The 15,442-nt window shown below is 39.7% G+C and carries 14 protein-coding genes and 1 tRNA gene; 2 read left to right on the top strand and 13 right to left on the bottom strand.

All coding sequences use genetic code 11. From position 1 onward, the window contains the following. Positions 1-61: 61 nt before the first annotated feature. Positions 62-226: a hypothetical protein gene (locus tag V7K84_RS01330; RefSeq protein ID WP_334835622.1), complete on the top strand. Its 165-nt coding sequence runs from the start codon at positions 62-64 to the stop codon at positions 224-226. A gap of 68 nt (positions 227-294) precedes the next feature. Here the strand turns inward: V7K84_RS01330 and V7K84_RS01335 are convergent, their stop codons facing one another. From V7K84_RS01335 to V7K84_RS01355, 5 genes are all read right to left on the bottom strand, one after another. Continuing rightward, positions 295-720, bottom strand: coding sequence for a type II toxin-antitoxin system VapC family toxin (locus V7K84_RS01335; protein WP_094349077.1), 426 nt, complete (start codon positions 718-720; stop codon positions 295-297). Between the two features lie 7 nt (positions 721-727). Further along, complete coding sequence (locus V7K84_RS01340; RefSeq protein WP_334835626.1) at positions 728-943, bottom strand: hypothetical protein; 216 nt, start codon at positions 941-943, stop codon at positions 728-730. A 126-nt stretch (positions 944-1,069) separates the two neighbouring features. Continuing rightward, complete coding sequence (locus V7K84_RS01345) at positions 1,070-2,302, bottom strand: damage-control phosphatase ARMT1 family protein (protein ID WP_334835628.1); 1,233 nt, start codon at positions 2,300-2,302, stop codon at positions 1,070-1,072. A 219-nt stretch (positions 2,303-2,521) separates the two neighbouring features. Next, positions 2,522-2,923, bottom strand: coding sequence for a hypothetical protein (locus V7K84_RS01350; protein ID WP_334835630.1), 402 nt, complete (start codon positions 2,921-2,923; stop codon positions 2,522-2,524). A 256-nt stretch (positions 2,924-3,179) separates the two neighbouring features. Beyond that, positions 3,180-3,404: a hypothetical protein gene (locus V7K84_RS01355; RefSeq protein ID WP_334835632.1), complete on the bottom strand. Its 225-nt coding sequence runs from the start codon at positions 3,402-3,404 to the stop codon at positions 3,180-3,182. 572 nt (positions 3,405-3,976) lie between these two features. On the opposite strand from V7K84_RS01355, the gene V7K84_RS01360 reads away from it, so the two are divergent. Further along, a complete protein-coding gene (locus tag V7K84_RS01360) occupies positions 3,977-4,261 on the top strand; it encodes a DUF427 domain-containing protein (RefSeq protein WP_099101420.1) in 285 nt (94 codons plus the stop codon). A gap of 133 nt (positions 4,262-4,394) precedes the next feature. Here the strand turns inward: V7K84_RS01360 and V7K84_RS01365 are convergent, their stop codons facing one another. The 8 genes from V7K84_RS01365 to V7K84_RS01400 all read right to left on the bottom strand — a co-directional run bounded on the left by V7K84_RS01365 (position 4,395) and on the right by V7K84_RS01400 (position 15,371). Next, positions 4,395-5,408: a PEP-CTERM sorting domain-containing protein gene (locus tag V7K84_RS01365; protein ID WP_334835637.1), complete on the bottom strand. Its 1,014-nt coding sequence runs from the start codon at positions 5,406-5,408 to the stop codon at positions 4,395-4,397. 227 nt (positions 5,409-5,635) lie between these two features. Further along, complete coding sequence (locus V7K84_RS01370) at positions 5,636-5,809, bottom strand: hypothetical protein (RefSeq protein ID WP_334835639.1); 174 nt, start codon at positions 5,807-5,809, stop codon at positions 5,636-5,638. Between the two features lie 225 nt (positions 5,810-6,034). Next, positions 6,035-9,079, bottom strand: coding sequence for a hybrid sensor histidine kinase/response regulator (locus V7K84_RS01375; RefSeq protein WP_334835641.1), 3,045 nt, complete (start codon positions 9,077-9,079; stop codon positions 6,035-6,037). A gap of 258 nt (positions 9,080-9,337) precedes the next feature. Next, positions 9,338-12,145, bottom strand: a complete 2,808-nt coding sequence (locus V7K84_RS01380; protein ID WP_334835643.1) for a methyl-accepting chemotaxis protein — start codon at positions 12,143-12,145, stop codon at positions 9,338-9,340. Between the two features lie 61 nt (positions 12,146-12,206). Next, a complete protein-coding gene (locus V7K84_RS01385; RefSeq protein ID WP_194042956.1) occupies positions 12,207-12,704 on the bottom strand; it encodes a chemotaxis protein CheW in 498 nt (165 codons plus the stop codon). A gap of 4 nt (positions 12,705-12,708) precedes the next feature. Then, the gene (locus tag V7K84_RS01390; protein WP_069071198.1) at positions 12,709-13,086 is read right to left on the bottom strand and encodes a response regulator transcription factor; all 378 of its coding nucleotides are present in this window, start codon (positions 13,084-13,086) and stop codon (positions 12,709-12,711) included. A gap of 62 nt (positions 13,087-13,148) precedes the next feature. Then, positions 13,149-14,216 carry a response regulator gene (locus tag V7K84_RS01395; protein ID WP_334835647.1) on the bottom strand — a complete coding sequence of 356 codons (1,068 nt, stop codon included), beginning with the start codon at positions 14,214-14,216 and terminating at the stop codon, positions 13,149-13,151. A gap of 1,073 nt (positions 14,217-15,289) precedes the next feature. Continuing rightward, positions 15,290-15,371 (bottom strand) — tRNA-Leu (locus V7K84_RS01400). Between the last annotated feature and the right edge of the window lie 71 nt (positions 15,372-15,442).

The following is a 15,442-nucleotide window of genomic DNA, read 5'->3' on the forward strand; positions in this document are numbered from 1 at the left end:
ACACACCGATTGTAACGAAATATTTAATTGTCATTAGTCATTAGTCATTTGTGAATAACCAATGCCCAATGTCCGAATAGCACTAAGAAAAGCCGAAAGGCTTATTTCATCTCGTTCCCAGTCTAAAGACTGGGAATGTATTCCCAGAGGCTCTGCCTCTGGTCAAGCCACTGGAGGCGGAGCTTCCGAGAATGGGTTCCCAGCCTGGAGGCTGGGAACCAGTTAGGGCAAAGCTTATAGCTTTTCTTAGTGCCATTCCCCCATGTACCATGTCTAATGCTCAATGCCCAATCCTTAGGGCAAATTTTCTCGCAGTAATGCTCGAAAGCCTGCTTGTTGAAAATGCTCATCGGCGGTCAGTGCTTCAGTGATGCCGCTATATTGCATGACAATAAAAGATATGCAATCGACAAATCCCCATTCTTTCTCTGTTCGTTCGCGATATAGCTCGAAAGCACGTTCGTAGAGTTCTTGGGAAAGGGGAACAATTTCTACTTTGGAGTCTGCTACTAGAGAATTTAATAATATGATTGCCGCCTGACGATAAGGTTGTTGGGATAAGGCATTGCCAATTTCCAACATCACCGCCTGTGTTGTCACCAAACGAGTTTCTGCTGCTTGTAACATTTTAGCCAGATGTAAGGCTCGGTCATGCAAGCGATCGCTCGGTGCAGATAAGGCAATGGCAAATGATGTATCAAGAAAGACTTCAGAATGCATGAAAAGTTTATTTACTGTACAAATATTTATCTATATTGGCAGACCAATCAGGCGGGCCTTCAAGGTTGAGCGATCGCGCCGTTTGCAAAAATGATACCGTTTCATATTCGCTTGGCGGTAAAATTTCAATACTGATTCGCACGCGGGTATTAATTGGCAGTGCGATCGGTTCAGCCGGATAGAACACTTGGCCATTAAACACAGCTGTGATTTTTTCTACCATTTTCCTTAGAAAGTTTTTCTAGTCTATCCTAAGCTGGTTGTAATGATACGGGTAGAGTAGACGACCCTATAAGTAGTGAAGATACGTATACTTATTTTACAAATTATCTCGATTTTTCACAATTTCCTAAACCACCAACTGAATCACACCCCACTGTCCATTTGTCAACCAAGAAGAGTCAGATTTTGCTACTTTCTCAATAACTTCTGGTTTCAAACCAACTGCTACTTCTGACTTTAGGGTGCGTAGAGCTACCATTGGCACGGGTAGGTAGCAAACTATATCTGCAATGTTGGTGGTAAAATTCCAATGGCGATCGCCTAATAATCGGCGATAATTGGCATCTCCTTTGACTATAACCAAACTCGCATTGGCTAACTCATTTTTGAGGGAGTTGGGTATTTCCCAAAAGGCTAAAGGCGATGTCCAAAAGTAATCTTCAGATAGTACTAAACGCCCTGATGCAATATTTTCTTGCAGTCTTTGGGTAAAGGATGTAAGTTGTTGATTTCCAGTAGCGGCTAAAAAACTTATTGTGTCATGTACATCCTTAATCATGGCATCAGATACAAAAGTCGGATGTGGCTTTAAGTGTAGGTAAACCCGATTAGCCAGTCCGCTACTTAACAAAAAATCTACTAAAAATAAATCACAAACAAGTTCAAAACCAGCATTATCTACAACAAAATCAATCCGTCCCCCTTGAGAATTAGTTAATAATTCCGTGACTTGGGAGGCATCATTTACTAGGATGTGAGCTAGTTGGGTTTGAATATCAAAACGACTGCGATCGCTCTCGGATGCTGACCATAAACTCAAGTCAACTCGATTTCCCCACAAAGCAAAATATAACAATGCGATTAAAGCTGTTTGATTTGATTCTCCCTTCAGTTGGGAATTATTTAACCAATTGTTAGCGCGATCGCACAGTAGAATAATCGAATCTAGGGATGCTTCTAAACTTTGAGACTTTTGTAACTCAAATGGATCGACACCTTGCGATACACCAGGGCGAAAATAATTGGTAATTTCTAGAATCAACCGAAAAAAATAAGTTTCGGCAAAAAACCAAGGAACATCTAGCCAACGCTGACCTTTGTATAATTCTAAATATGTATTCCAGGCTGAAAAATCTACAGCAGTCTTATTTAAAAGAGGTTGCACATATCCTGCTGGCAATTCTGTAGCCAGATTTTCTAAGCTGGTATTAATTTCAGACGAGAAATTATTTTCAGCGATAACTTTGCGAGCGATCGCAGGCATTCGTTGAGTAACTGTATACTCAGTAAAAGAACCAACTTCTGACCCCAAAAGAGACGGTGGTATGGGTAATTTGGGGATGTGGGATATATTCGCCACAAACTTTGATTCTCCTCATATTTTCAGTTATTCTAACCCCGTATGCGACTTTCTTTCAAACCTAATCAGTTTGATTAAGGTTTTGTGATGAAAATTCTAGATCGCAGAGACGCGATAAATCGCCGTCAAGACGAAAGACTGATTATTGTAGAGACGGCGATTTATCGCGTCTAGAGTTATGGGGAGATGCGGAGATTGATTCCAGCATTCCTAAATTTTTTATTGTGAATCATTAATGTCGCCAAATGATCTCATCTGTAACTCGACTGCGTTGACGTAACCTCGATCGTTCAAAACTTCTGCTGGTAACTTATTAGCCCTGATAGCAGCTTGAACCACATCTTTCGCAGTCAAGTATCCTGTTTGGTATCTGAATAACAAAGTGCCCCCACTAGGAATACCCTGCTCTCTTAAGTAACCTTGATAAGCGATAAATGCAATATTGAAGGGTTGCAGATATTTGGCATCTGTAGGATTTTTACGTAAAGTATTAGAGTTGACATCTGTATTTATTTGTCCACCGCCATTGCTAGTATTAACTGTTTCAGCGCCAGCAATTCCAGGTATAAAAGCAATGGAAGTAATAATAAGTGCAGAATTGAGCAAGGTTGTGAATTTCATGATTTTACCCTTAGTAGATATTAATTAGTGTTCTCAATTAAAAAGTCTTCTTTTTGAGGAGTTTAAAGCTCTGATGATTAGGTCATCCTATTTGTTTATTTATTAATCACGTATTTAAGTAAAACAATTCCCTAAAAAGTTTAAAAATTATCTTTTAAGAGAAGTATTAAAATTTAAAAATGTATTATTTAGGAAACAAAACTGTAATTAATAAAACGATCTAAGGTATACTTCAAAAGCACAGAAGTAACTTGGCTCATTTAAAATCCCCAAAACCCATCATGTAATAGGCAATATAAGCAGTATCAAAAGGTTTGAGATAATTAACATTTGTGGAATAGCTAGGAGAAGTTTCAGAGTTGATGGCTGTGTTTATTGATGGGCTATTGTGATTCTTGGCTTGATGAAAGCAAGTGATTTTAGGCATAGAGTTAATCCAAGCAATAATATGTGCAGAATTTAGCGAGTTTGTGAATTTCATAGAGTTATCCTCAATTAGAACAAAATGCAATTGCAATCAGTATTCTCTAGTAATAGAGTCCACCGTTTTATTAATCTCAACCTTTTAGGATGAGTTCATCTGATGGATTGATTTGTTAATTACCCAAACGGGTTAGTCCAATTCACCCAAGCTGGAGAAATTGAACATCGAGAGAAGGTTTAGTCAGAGCTTCAAAGATGCAAATATATGCTAAATAAAATCCTTAGCTGACAAGCATTTCTAGAAAGTGCCTTAGCGTAGCTCACCGCAGGCATTGCTTCCATATTTAGATATTTTTTGCTTAAGGCTATCAACCGAAATCCAACTTTGTTTTGGGTAATTAAGTTTCCATACCAATATGTTAGAAAATCTTTATGATGTAAGCAAATGCTTTTAATATTCAAATTGATAAATAAAAGTGATTGTAATTAATATCTAGAGGGAAATCCTGTAATTCATTGCCTCATCATGACTTCTGAACTATTTTGGCAGCGTCACGGTTCCATAAATTCACTACAAATAAGCTGATAGTGTCAAAATGTTATATGTATAGTTTATTTACAAAGTCATTTATGCCGAAAGCAATTTGGAATGGAGTTGTTTTAGCCGAGAGTGATAATACTGTAGTTGTCGAGGGAAACCATTATTTCCCTGTTGACACCATTAACAAGCAGTACTTTACTGAAAGCAACACCCACACTACTTGTCCTTGGAAAGGTGTTGCCAGTTACTACAGTATCGAAGTTGAGGGGCAAACCAATAAAGATGCTGCTTGGTATTATCCCAGCGCCAAGGAGAAGGCTAAGAATATTGAAGGTTATGTGGCTTTCTGGAAGGGTGTAAAAGTCGAGGCTTAAGAAAGGTTCCTGGAATTATTTTAGTTTCAGGTAATTGATATTATGTCCGACTAATTGCCCATAAAATAATTAGCCCGTTTGTGCGGGCTAATTATTTAAACTATTTTCTTTACGAATTGATTTTAATACGTAATTATACCTTCGCCTTGCGAAATACTACTTGCTTTCTCTTCACCAGCCAAGTCAGACTACCAGCAAGTATAGTACCAGCGATCGCACTTGGTTCGGGTACTGGTTTCGATATAATAGCACCAGGGTTCAATATCAAAGTACCAGAGTTGATAGTTATGTTGCCTGCTGATCCTGAATTAATATTACCAGCAGCGATCGCGCTTGGTTCAGGTACTGGTCGTCTTAATAAAAGAAGATCGCCGGCATTGAGACTGATGTTACCTCCTAAACCATCGCTGATTTGTCCAGAATTGCCGCTAGTGCTATTAGGAATCCTTACCTGACTACCACCTGTAATGACAAGGCTCTCGGCTGTAACAGTTATGTTGCCTCCTGCTTCTGAATTAATAATGTTACCACCGTTAATATACAGGCTACCAGTAGAGATAGTTAAATTGCCGCTAGGACTAGTTAAATTGCCGCCAATGGTGATCTTACTGAGAGCCGTTACATTACTATCATCGATTCCTGTTAGTCCACCATTGATCTCCAAATTCTCACTGTTGATAGTGGTATTGATAAGTGTTAAGTTACCATCTATATTCACATTGTCGCCGCTGATGGTGCTATTGGTAAACGTTAGATTACTAGAATTGTAAGCGTTGATATTACCAGCGATCGCCAGCCCAGAAAGTGTAACATTTGCGGCGTTAATGTCAAACATGGGGAAGTGATTATTGCTACTGATGGTAAGTAAGTTAGCACCTGGGCCATTAATAGTGAGATTTTTAACGATCGCAAGTGCCCCACTTGTCAGTGTAATTGTACTAGGATTACTGCCCAATAAGAACTCTACCACATCATTGTTACTTGCAATGTCGATCGTATTTCGCAACGAGCCAACGCCATTGTCATTGAGATTGTTCACCGTCAAGGTAGCAGCTTGTGCTGATTCCACTTGCATTATCACCCAACCTAGAGCAACGACTGTGGAAATAGCTTGAGCGATAGCCTTTTTTTTATTGTTTTTTGTCACCTAAAACTCCTCGGATTAATTTTTCAAAAAATAAAAAAGTCACTTGTATAGTTCATAAATACATAATGTTTAAATTTAATCCACAAAACGGGTTTTGATAACTCGTTTAGGAATTGTATATATAAGTTTTGCCTAAGATTTAGTAACGATTGCATAAGCATTTGCCACAAATAGATAAGCTTTAGTAACAAAACAGTTTGTATTGGTAACGAACGGACAAGTTGTCGTTACCAACGGATAAGCATCCGTAACAAAACAAGTTGTGTTGGTAACGAACGGACAAGCTTGGTAAAGACAACAACTTTATTTCTAACGACAGCTTTTGTGTTTTTCTCCTGTGCTTTAGTCCAAAGTGTAGTTGCGATCGCAGTAGCAACAACCGTCAATGTTACAGTTACCATAAATTCACTACAAATTGAGTTTATGTAGAAATTATTTCAATTGACACAAATAGTATGACGCAAAAGCTAGGCAATTACTGATATAACTCAGTTTTTTAACACGCGCAGGCGGGTTTTGTCTGTATAGCCGCGATTTATAATCGCCAAGGCACTATAAAACAAACGGTGCGTTATGCCAAAGGCTAACGCACCATAAAAAAATATATTAAACCTAATTATTAATTATCAATTAGAAGCTGCCTTTTCTGCTACCGAATGAATTATTTCCTCCAGGGTTTGCAATAACTCTTGCTCGTTATAAGGTTTAGAAAAGTAAGCCCGTGCCCCTAATTGCATAGCTAGTTGCCGATGCTTATTGCTGCTACGAGAAGTCAACATCGCCACTGGAATATTTTTTGTATCAACGTCTGAATTTACCTTACCTAAAAAGCCATAGCCATCAAGGCGAGGCATTTCAATATCGCAAATTACTGCCTCAACCTTCAATCCACTATGGAGTTTTTCTAAGGCATCTTGACCATCTTTAGCTTGCTCTACTTGATACCCTCCTTTTTCAAGGGTCAGGGCTAAAAAGCGGCGAACATTAATCGAATCATCTACGATTAGAATTGTGCCTTTCTGCTTAATAGATGCTGCTGACATTTTTTCTTCATCAAATATCAGGAAAGGTGTTTTTAACCTTGCTGATGGTAATTGCGTTCCTCTCGGTGTCTTTTTATTTGTAGCAATCCAATACAGCAACTCATTAACATTAACTAGTGGCACGACTCGACCATCACCGAGAATTGTGCAGTTGCTAAAGCCTTCAGGTAAAGGTATATTTCCTTCAACTTGGCGAATCGCAACTTCTTGTTCGCCCCAGCAACGATCTATTTGGATGGCTACTGGCTGATTATTACCTTTGACCACTAACACACTGTTAGTACTAATGGCTGCCGGAATTTCCAACTCTGCGCTATCGTAGCGTAGGCAATTAAACTCTAAATAACGAGTTAAGCGAATCAGTGGCAGCATGGTTCCTTGCCAATTTAAAACTTCGCTACCAGCCATTTCAAAAACTCGCTCGTCTTGAAGCAAAGATATTTCTGAAATGACATCTGTGGGAAATGCTAATAGAATTTTATTGATTTCTACCAGCAGAACTCGCGCAACGGAAAGTGTAAACGGCACTGATAAGGTGAAGGTAGTACCAACTCCTGGTTCCGTATCAACTTTCACATCTCCTCGAATTAGTTTGAGGTTGTTGCGAACCACATCCATACCGACACCGCGACCAGATAATGCTGTGACTTGTTCAGAGGTAGTAAACCCTGGTTCAAAAATTAGTGATAATAGTTCTTCATCACTAGCATTAGCGAGTAGAGAAGCATCTAATCCCATAGCTAGGGCGCGGGTGCGAATTTTCTCCAGAGAAATGCCCCAACCATCATCACGGATAGTAATGAGAGTGCGATTACTGCGGTGAGTCGCTGTAATTTCAATTAATCCTTGTTCTGGTTTACCCAAAAGGCGACGCGTGGCAGAGTCTTCGATACCATGATCGAAAGCGTTCCTTAATAGGTGCATTAAAGGTTCGTTTAAAGCTTCTAAAATGCTGCGTTCAATTAAAGTGTTGCCACCTTCGATTTTTAACTGGACATTTTTGCCATACTCGACATTTAAATCGCGTAAAGCTCTCGGAAAACGTTCGATTAAATCGGACAGCGGCCGCATTCGGATGTGATTTAGCTTGGTCTGTAATTGTTTCGATGTTTTGTTTAGTTTACGAGCAATATGGTCTGTATCATCTACACTGAGTTGCACATCTGTTGTAACTTCCTGTACCTGAACAATGGTTTCCATAACTTCCTGCGATCGCAGGTTTAATTCGTTATAGCGATCCATTTCTAAGGCATCAAATTGTGTATTTGTACCTTCTACTTGATGACCATTTTCAGCTTGTAGATGCGCCCCATTAGACATGGTAGCTTGAGTGGAAATTTTGTCGGAGACTATACGTAATTCCTGGTTTTCGCGGTCGAGGATTTGGACTCTATGGTTGAGGTTGCGAACGAGTTTGCGTAATCTTTCTAATTGCGAGTTTAAGCCATTTCGCTGAACAATTAGTTCGCCAAATAAATCATTAATTTGCTCTAGCTGTTTGCTAGGGACTCGGACGCTATTTTCATGAATTTCTCGTTCTTTACCAACGGCCGCTGGCTCTCCTTTGCCTTCGCTAAATTTGGCATCGGGAGGATTTTCTTCTTTAGCAAATATTGTATTGTGTTCGGTGACATTGACAGAATTTACATCGTCGGCAAATTCTGCATCTACAAATGTAAAATTGGCTGCGATACCTGCGGTGGGCTGCGCCAACTCTTCATCTTTAACCCAAGTTTCTGGAGTTATCTCTGCTTGCCAAACCGCTGTTGACGCTACTTCTGTGTCGAGGACATCTGTGGGGAGAAGTTGTGGTATCACTTCTGCTGGTAATAGTAGCTGGGATTGTGTATAATTACCCAAGTCAATTTCTGTAGGTAAGCTATCTAGCTGATTTGTCAGCACCAAAGCTTGCGATCGCCGCCATGCTTGCAATGCTAACTGGGCAATTTCGGGGATGCGTTCGCTACTAACAGTTTCCAAATGCTGCGTTACCGACTGACAAAGCTTGCTAAAAGCTGGTAACTGGAGCATTTCTCCCAAACCACCTAATTCAGCTGCCAGAATCGTAATTTCTTCATGCAATCCGGCTTGTTCGTTATCTGCCAATATAGATTCTAGACGCTGCAAACACTCTTCTACTTCTGTGGCAAATAGCAAAGGAATAACGTCTTGCCCGTCCTCTGGGGATAGCATAGTTGAGGCATCTTCTGGGGTGGGGTCGCCCAAGCGATCGTGCAACTCATCGAAGATGGGATAACAAAAAGTTGCTAACCACTGATCTTCGACAACATTCCCTTCTGCAAGCAATTCGACAATTTGACGCAGCCAGTCAACTCCAGATAGCAATAAACTTTGCAACTGAGTATCAATTTCTAAAGAATTTTTTTTAGTTTTTAAAACTTTAAAGGAATCTTCCAGACGGTGAGATAAATCACTTAGCGATTTAAATCCCATCATCCCCGCGCCACCTTTAATAGAATGAGTGGCCCGGAGTGCAGCATTGATTTTATCCAAATCGATGCGGTTACTAGTATCGATTTCCAACAATACCCCTTCTAAGGTATTTAAGTAATCCGTTGCTTCTTCCAGAAACTGCATCTGGATTTCTAATTCTTTGTCTTGTAGCATGGTTTTTGTCCTTAGTCATTGGTCATTGGTGAGCCAGTGCGGTCTTGGGGGTTTCCCCCATGAGCAACTGGCGTTAGCGCAGCGTTAGCGAGGCACGAGCGTCACCCGAAGGGTCATTGGTCATTAGTCATTAGTCATTGGTCATTGGTCATTAGTAAAAGGACAAAGGACAAATGACGAAAGATAAATAACAAAAGTCATTCGTCATTGGTCACTAGCAAATCGCAAAGGACAAAGGACAAATGACAAATGACAAACTTAACTAACTTTGAAAGCCTCGACAGTCTCTTGCAACTGCTGGGAAATATCCACAGTTTGTTGCAGGGATTCAGAAACTTGGCGAGAAGAATCGCTAGTACGTTGTGATATAGCAGCGATATCTTTCATCAATTGGCTAACACTTTGGGATGTTTCAACCTGAGATGCAGTTGCAGTGGAAATCGACTGCACTAAGAAGTCAATTTGAGAAGATACATCCAAAATTTCACTCAGACTTTGTTTAGCTTCCTCCACAATTCGAGTACCTTCTACCACTTGGGTAGTGCCTATTTCCATTGCTTGCACTACTTCACTGGTTTCTCGTTGGATATTTTCAACAATTTGTTCAATTTCTTGGGTTGCGGCGGCACTCCTGACTGCTAGTTCGCCGACTTCTTCAGCCACTACGGCAAAACCTTGACCTTCTTCACCCGCACGCGCTGCTTCAATACCGGCATTAATAGCAAGCAGGTTAGTTTGAATTGCAATTTGGTTAATCAAAGAAACCACGCGAGAAATTTGTTGCGAAGACTCTCCCAAACGTTTCACTTTCTTAGCAGTTTCACCCACAGTTTCCCGCAAAGAGAGGATATTTTGTACTGTTAAATCCATCGCGTGTCCACTCTTAGTAGCAGTGTGAGCAGCATGGTTAGCAATGAAGGCAGCTTTTTCGGCACTTTCGGCTACAGCTTTCATGGATTGGGTCATTTGGTCAACAGCATCAAGGGTGCGGTTGATTTCGGCAGCTTGGGTTAGCGCTTCTTCTGCTAGGTGGCGGATGGCTCCTTCGTTAGAGCCAATGGCACTATTTACATGGATGGCAGCTTGTTTAACTTGGGTAACAATATCCCGGAGGCTTTCCACAATGGAGTTGAAGAAGTCGGCAACAGTACCGATTTCCCCAGCAGTTACATCTGCACGCACTGTCAAGTCGCCTCTGGCTGCACCTTCTACGTCGTTGAGTAGTTGTAAAAGTTGTTGTTGCAGTGTTTCGTCTGACCCAGTTACAGCAACATTTCTGACTTTTTCTATCTCTTCTAATAACTTGGCTTGTTCTAAGGCATAGCCGACTTGAGTTGCTATCTGTTGAAACAAGTCAATTTCCGGCTGTTGCCAAACACGAGGAGTTTCGCAATGATGAGCAATTAATAAGCCTAAAAGTTTTTCTTGGGCAAGAATCGGTACGATTAAATGACCTTTGACAGCAAATTTTTCCAACAGTTGGATGTAACTGTCGGCATTTTTCAAGCTTTGGTCTTGATGAATATTGGCAACCGCTTGCACCTCTCCATCGCGATCGGTTTCTAGATAATGTTCCCGAAAATAAGGGTCGTCAATTTGCACTCCCAGCATTTCCGGCCAATTACCAGTTCCCGATTCCGCAACGACAACGCCACCCGAAGTACCTGGATTCAGACTATAAATAATTACCCGGTCTGTTTTGAGGATTTGCTGAACTTCTTTGACTGCTGCGTGATAAATATCTTCAGTTTTGAGAACTTTCCGAATCCGTAGGGTAATATCTGCTAGTAATTTTGCCCCTTCAACGTCTACTTCCTGTTGCTGTTCTTTAACTAAGACCTGCAATTGTTCAGCCATCAAGTTGATATTTGCACTCAATACCCCTAATTCGTCTTCTCTTTCAATTTCCAGACGGGTATTAAATTTACCTTGACCTAACTTTGCTAATGCCGCAGTTGCATTGAGAATTGGCAGTGTAGTCAGTTTAGCTAACCGAGATGCGATCGCACCTACAATCAATGCTGTCACTGCTGTACCGATGGCTATAATCCACAACAATTGTCTTTGCGGCTCAAATACAGTTGCTGTATCTGTAGCTAAAAGTACCTGCCAGTTTAAATCAGGTAAACCATCTATCGTGCTAGCTGGTACATAGCTAACTAGTTCTTGTTTTTTGTGAGTTTTGGGAACTTCTATAAAACTATTTACCTTTTTGGCTGCTAGCAGTTTAGGTAAATTAGAGTACTCTCCCTTAGCCTCTTTCCCCAATAATTCCTTTTGGGGACTCAAGAAAACTGTTCCTGAACCATCGAGCAAATAGTATTGTTGTCCGTTGGCTGCGTAGTTTTTGGTAACTTCCTCTAAAGATTTTACGGGCATACGTGCTTGTACCACGCCAATAGTTTGACCCGTTCTTGTCTCTTTCACAGGTGCGGCTAGATAAATACTCACAACACCTGTATTTGCTGCTTCCGGTTTGCTGATGACAGGAGTCTCTTTTTGTAAAGCGTCTTGAAAATAGGTACGGTCTTTTTGATTTTCCAGGGGTTCGCCTGTGGACTGGACAATCAAGTTACCTTGGCGATCGAAAACAGCAATACTGTCATAAGCTTTGTAGGCTTCAACAACCCGATCTAAGACTGCTTGCTTTTCTTGAGTACTAATACTAGCTTGAGAATTTGTCAAAAATAGCAAGTTTGATATTACCTGAATATCACCGTAGCGTCCCAGCATAAAGCGGTTAACTTTATCACTTAAGCCAGTGGCTTCGGCTTGTTGAGATTGGGTAATTTGCTTAGTAATGGATTTGTTGGCAAAACCAAAAGCGATCGCACCGATGCCCAAAACTGGTATTGTACCGATTGCGATCGCTAAAATAGTCGCTTTCTTAACCAATCCCAGCCTTGTAAAATAGGCAATCCCCTGATTCCAAGAAGAACTATTAGCACTTTCATTAGTCAGCTTAGTTGGTACCTTTACGACAGTTCCCATAACTTTTTGAGATGAAATCAGTGATGCTCGATTTTGAGAGCTATTACCTTGATTCGTGTTGGTTTTATTAAACATAAAAGTAGTTCTCCTAAGTATGTGAATAAGAACACTAAAAAGCTGTTTTTAGTAGTAAACCCTAATCACTGCGGAGAATAGAAGATTGCACGATAGCCTGTGCATCTAATACCAGTAATATTTCTTCCTGTTGCACAACGCACCCACATAAATAAGGAACTAAACTGGATGTCACTTGTCCTATAGGAGAATGAATATCATCAACTATGAACTTGGTTGTACCTTTTATTTCTTGTACAACTAATCCCAACACCAATGATTCCACTTGGATAACGATCACATTGTATTGTCGCAGTCGATAATCTAGGGATTCTAAATTGAGCATTCTTGGTAAATCAACTACCCAAATTATCCGACTCCGCCAATTCATTAATCCTAATATGCAGGATGGCATATTCGGTATTGACGTAATAGATTCAACAGGCACAAGAATTGCTTCTTGCGTATGCCTCATTGATAAAACAGCAGTAGTTTGTTGATTTAGCTGAAACTTCAGATAACTATCTGCTAAATTATTCGGAATTGGTTTTGAAGAAAGAGTAATGTTTGTACTAGTCATTGATTCAAATTACCACTGATTTAATAGTACGTAGGAGATGTTCGCGGGTGTAAGGTTTAGTTATATAGGCATCTGCGCCTTGTCTCATTGCCCACAAACGGTCAATTTCTTGATTTTTAGAACTACAAACCACAATTGGCACTTTTGCAGTAATTGGATTTCTTCTCAGAGAACGACACAATTCAAATCCGCTCATTTCTGGCATTACTACATCAGTAACGATCGCATCTGGTTTTTCTAACACAGCTTTTTCTAAACCCTCTTTTGCACCACTTGCTTTAATTACGTTGTAACCACTTTCTTTGAGATAATGGCTCATTAATTCCAATTCACTGGGAGAATCTTCTACAATCAAAATTGTGCCAAGTAAAGTCAGGCTCACTATTAAATCTCCTAAAAAAATAAATTAAACATATTTTGTTATTTTTATTTGCCTTATTTCAATCAACCAAGATGCTTAAAAACCATTTTTAGCAATTCTGATTGTGTAAAAGGCTTGGTTAAATATCCTGACGATCTGACCATTTTAGCCTTTGCCCTGTCGATAAATCCTGTTCTACCAGTCACCATAACGATCGGTGTATTTTTAAAAGCTGAATGTTTACGTAATAAGGAACATAGTTCATAGCCATCTAAACTTGGCATTTCAACATCTAGCAAAATCAAATCGGGCTTACTCCGTAGAATTTGCATTAAAGCTTTTACCGGATCGTTGATCGTTACAACTGAAAATGTATTTTCATCCAAAAAATGTTTGATAGAATTCAAAACTGTTTGGCTATCATCAATGCAGGCAATTGTATATAGTTTTTTGCCAACAGGTGGCTGAGTATTCTTATTATTCTCAGGAATATCAAAATTGATTGGTATTGGCAATTTTTGCCCAAGCTTTATTTGCAGCTGTGGCTGAACTTGAGACGATTGTGTTGTAGAAAATATTTGGGAACTCCCGCCAGCCGGTATTGATGACTGAATATTTTGCCGATTTCGTAATTGCTTTTGACAGTGTTCAACAAGCAACCTTAAATCTAAGTGACAGAACTTTGGTTGTTCGTCCAAAGAGCTTTCTGGACTGAATTCATAGCTACCTTCTTTTAAACACAGAAATGATTCCATTACTTCTTTTGCCAATTCGTCTATCAGGCTTCCTGCTTGCACAGAGGTAATATAGTCCTGATTTACTAACCAACAAATAGCTTGGTAATCTGCATTTGGTATTGATTGATGTTCATTCTTTGTCTCAAACATCAGCCGCATCTGTACGCGAGTGGCGCTGTTGAGAGCAGGAATTTGCTGACTCAAGCGCCGTAAGTGACTGTCAAGGCGCTCAAATAGTTTATCTGAATAGGAGGCATAAGTAAGTTTACCGTCCTCTAGATAGATTGACCAAGAAACTATCCCGGTAAATACGCTTAGGCAACCCGTAGCACGCCGACTTGTTAATTGTGCCAACAGAGATAGCGGATGTAGTTTCTGGAACAACCTGTAGCTACCTATAGGAGTTGTGCTCATTTTGCTTTTACTTCAGCTAAAATTCGATACGTGTAAGCTAAATTCGTGTAGAGTTATTCCACAATTAAAATCAAGTAAAAAGCATTAAACTTTTGTATTTTAAAGTACATCTGTTTACATCTAGGTTTGTGGTGAAACTCAACGAGAGTAGCGTTATTTTCAGATGAGCAAATCTTAGTAAATTCGTAAATTGCGATCAATCTACTTAGTGTTACTGAGGTTTTTCAACATCTTTCGAGAAATAAGACATAAAAATGTCAAGACTAGATGAAGCCACTTTCCATTGAGTAACCCCAATCTGACCACAGAAATAATACTGATTTTATTGATGCTAATATCTTTGAACTTCTGTATTTACACTTAAATACAATCTAGTTTTTAAACAAGTAAGGACTGAATGAAGCCACTTTGCATCGAGTAACTTCAAATTGACCACAGTAACAATACTTATTTATTGAAAGCAATAATGTATTTTTTGTTATTTGTATTTCAGAACTTAGATGAAACAGAATGCAAAACTTATTTTTTGCAGAGTGTTTTTTTACCGCCGAGAGTAGGTACTGAAAGTTATCGGAATGGTACATTATGTCTCGAACACATCCTACCTACGAAAATTGTAGGTTATTAAATCCACTAGGACTTATCCACTTTTACACATTTACTATCATTTGGAGAACAGACTTATTCAGTTAAAAGTCTTTCCCTATCTTGTTCACAGGCGCATTGTACCACAAACATAGCTTCAAATATCCTTTTGTATTTGAAGCTATGTTAGCGAAACATATTTTTATTTAATACCAATTCTGTATGAAGATGCACACAATATTAAACGAACCGCCCTTCGGGTTCACCAGTCGCTTACGGCGGCAAACCCGCCTACAGCGCTGGTTCACCAAGTACGCCTTCGCGTAGCGTCTCGTTAGAGAAGAGCGCCAAGAATAGGGAGTTACTCATTTAGTGCAGCTTCACATTAAATTGGTATAAGCAATATTTAAATAGGCTGGTAACTATTCTTGAACTTTTAACTCAAGTATAACTACCAGCCTAGATAAGGCAATTTAATTTATCAAAAGTGCGGATGAAAGGACTTGAACCTTCACTCCTTTCGGAACTAGAACCTAAATCTAGCGCGTCTGCCAATTTCGCCACATCCGCATCAGTTTACTATCATACCATAAGAAATTATTTTTGGGAATAGGGAATGGGGAGTTGGGGAGAAGAGTTTT

The organism is Nostoc sp. (assembly GCF_036917315.1).
Taxonomy (GTDB): Bacteria; Cyanobacteriota; Cyanobacteriia; order Cyanobacteriales; family Nostocaceae; genus Nostoc.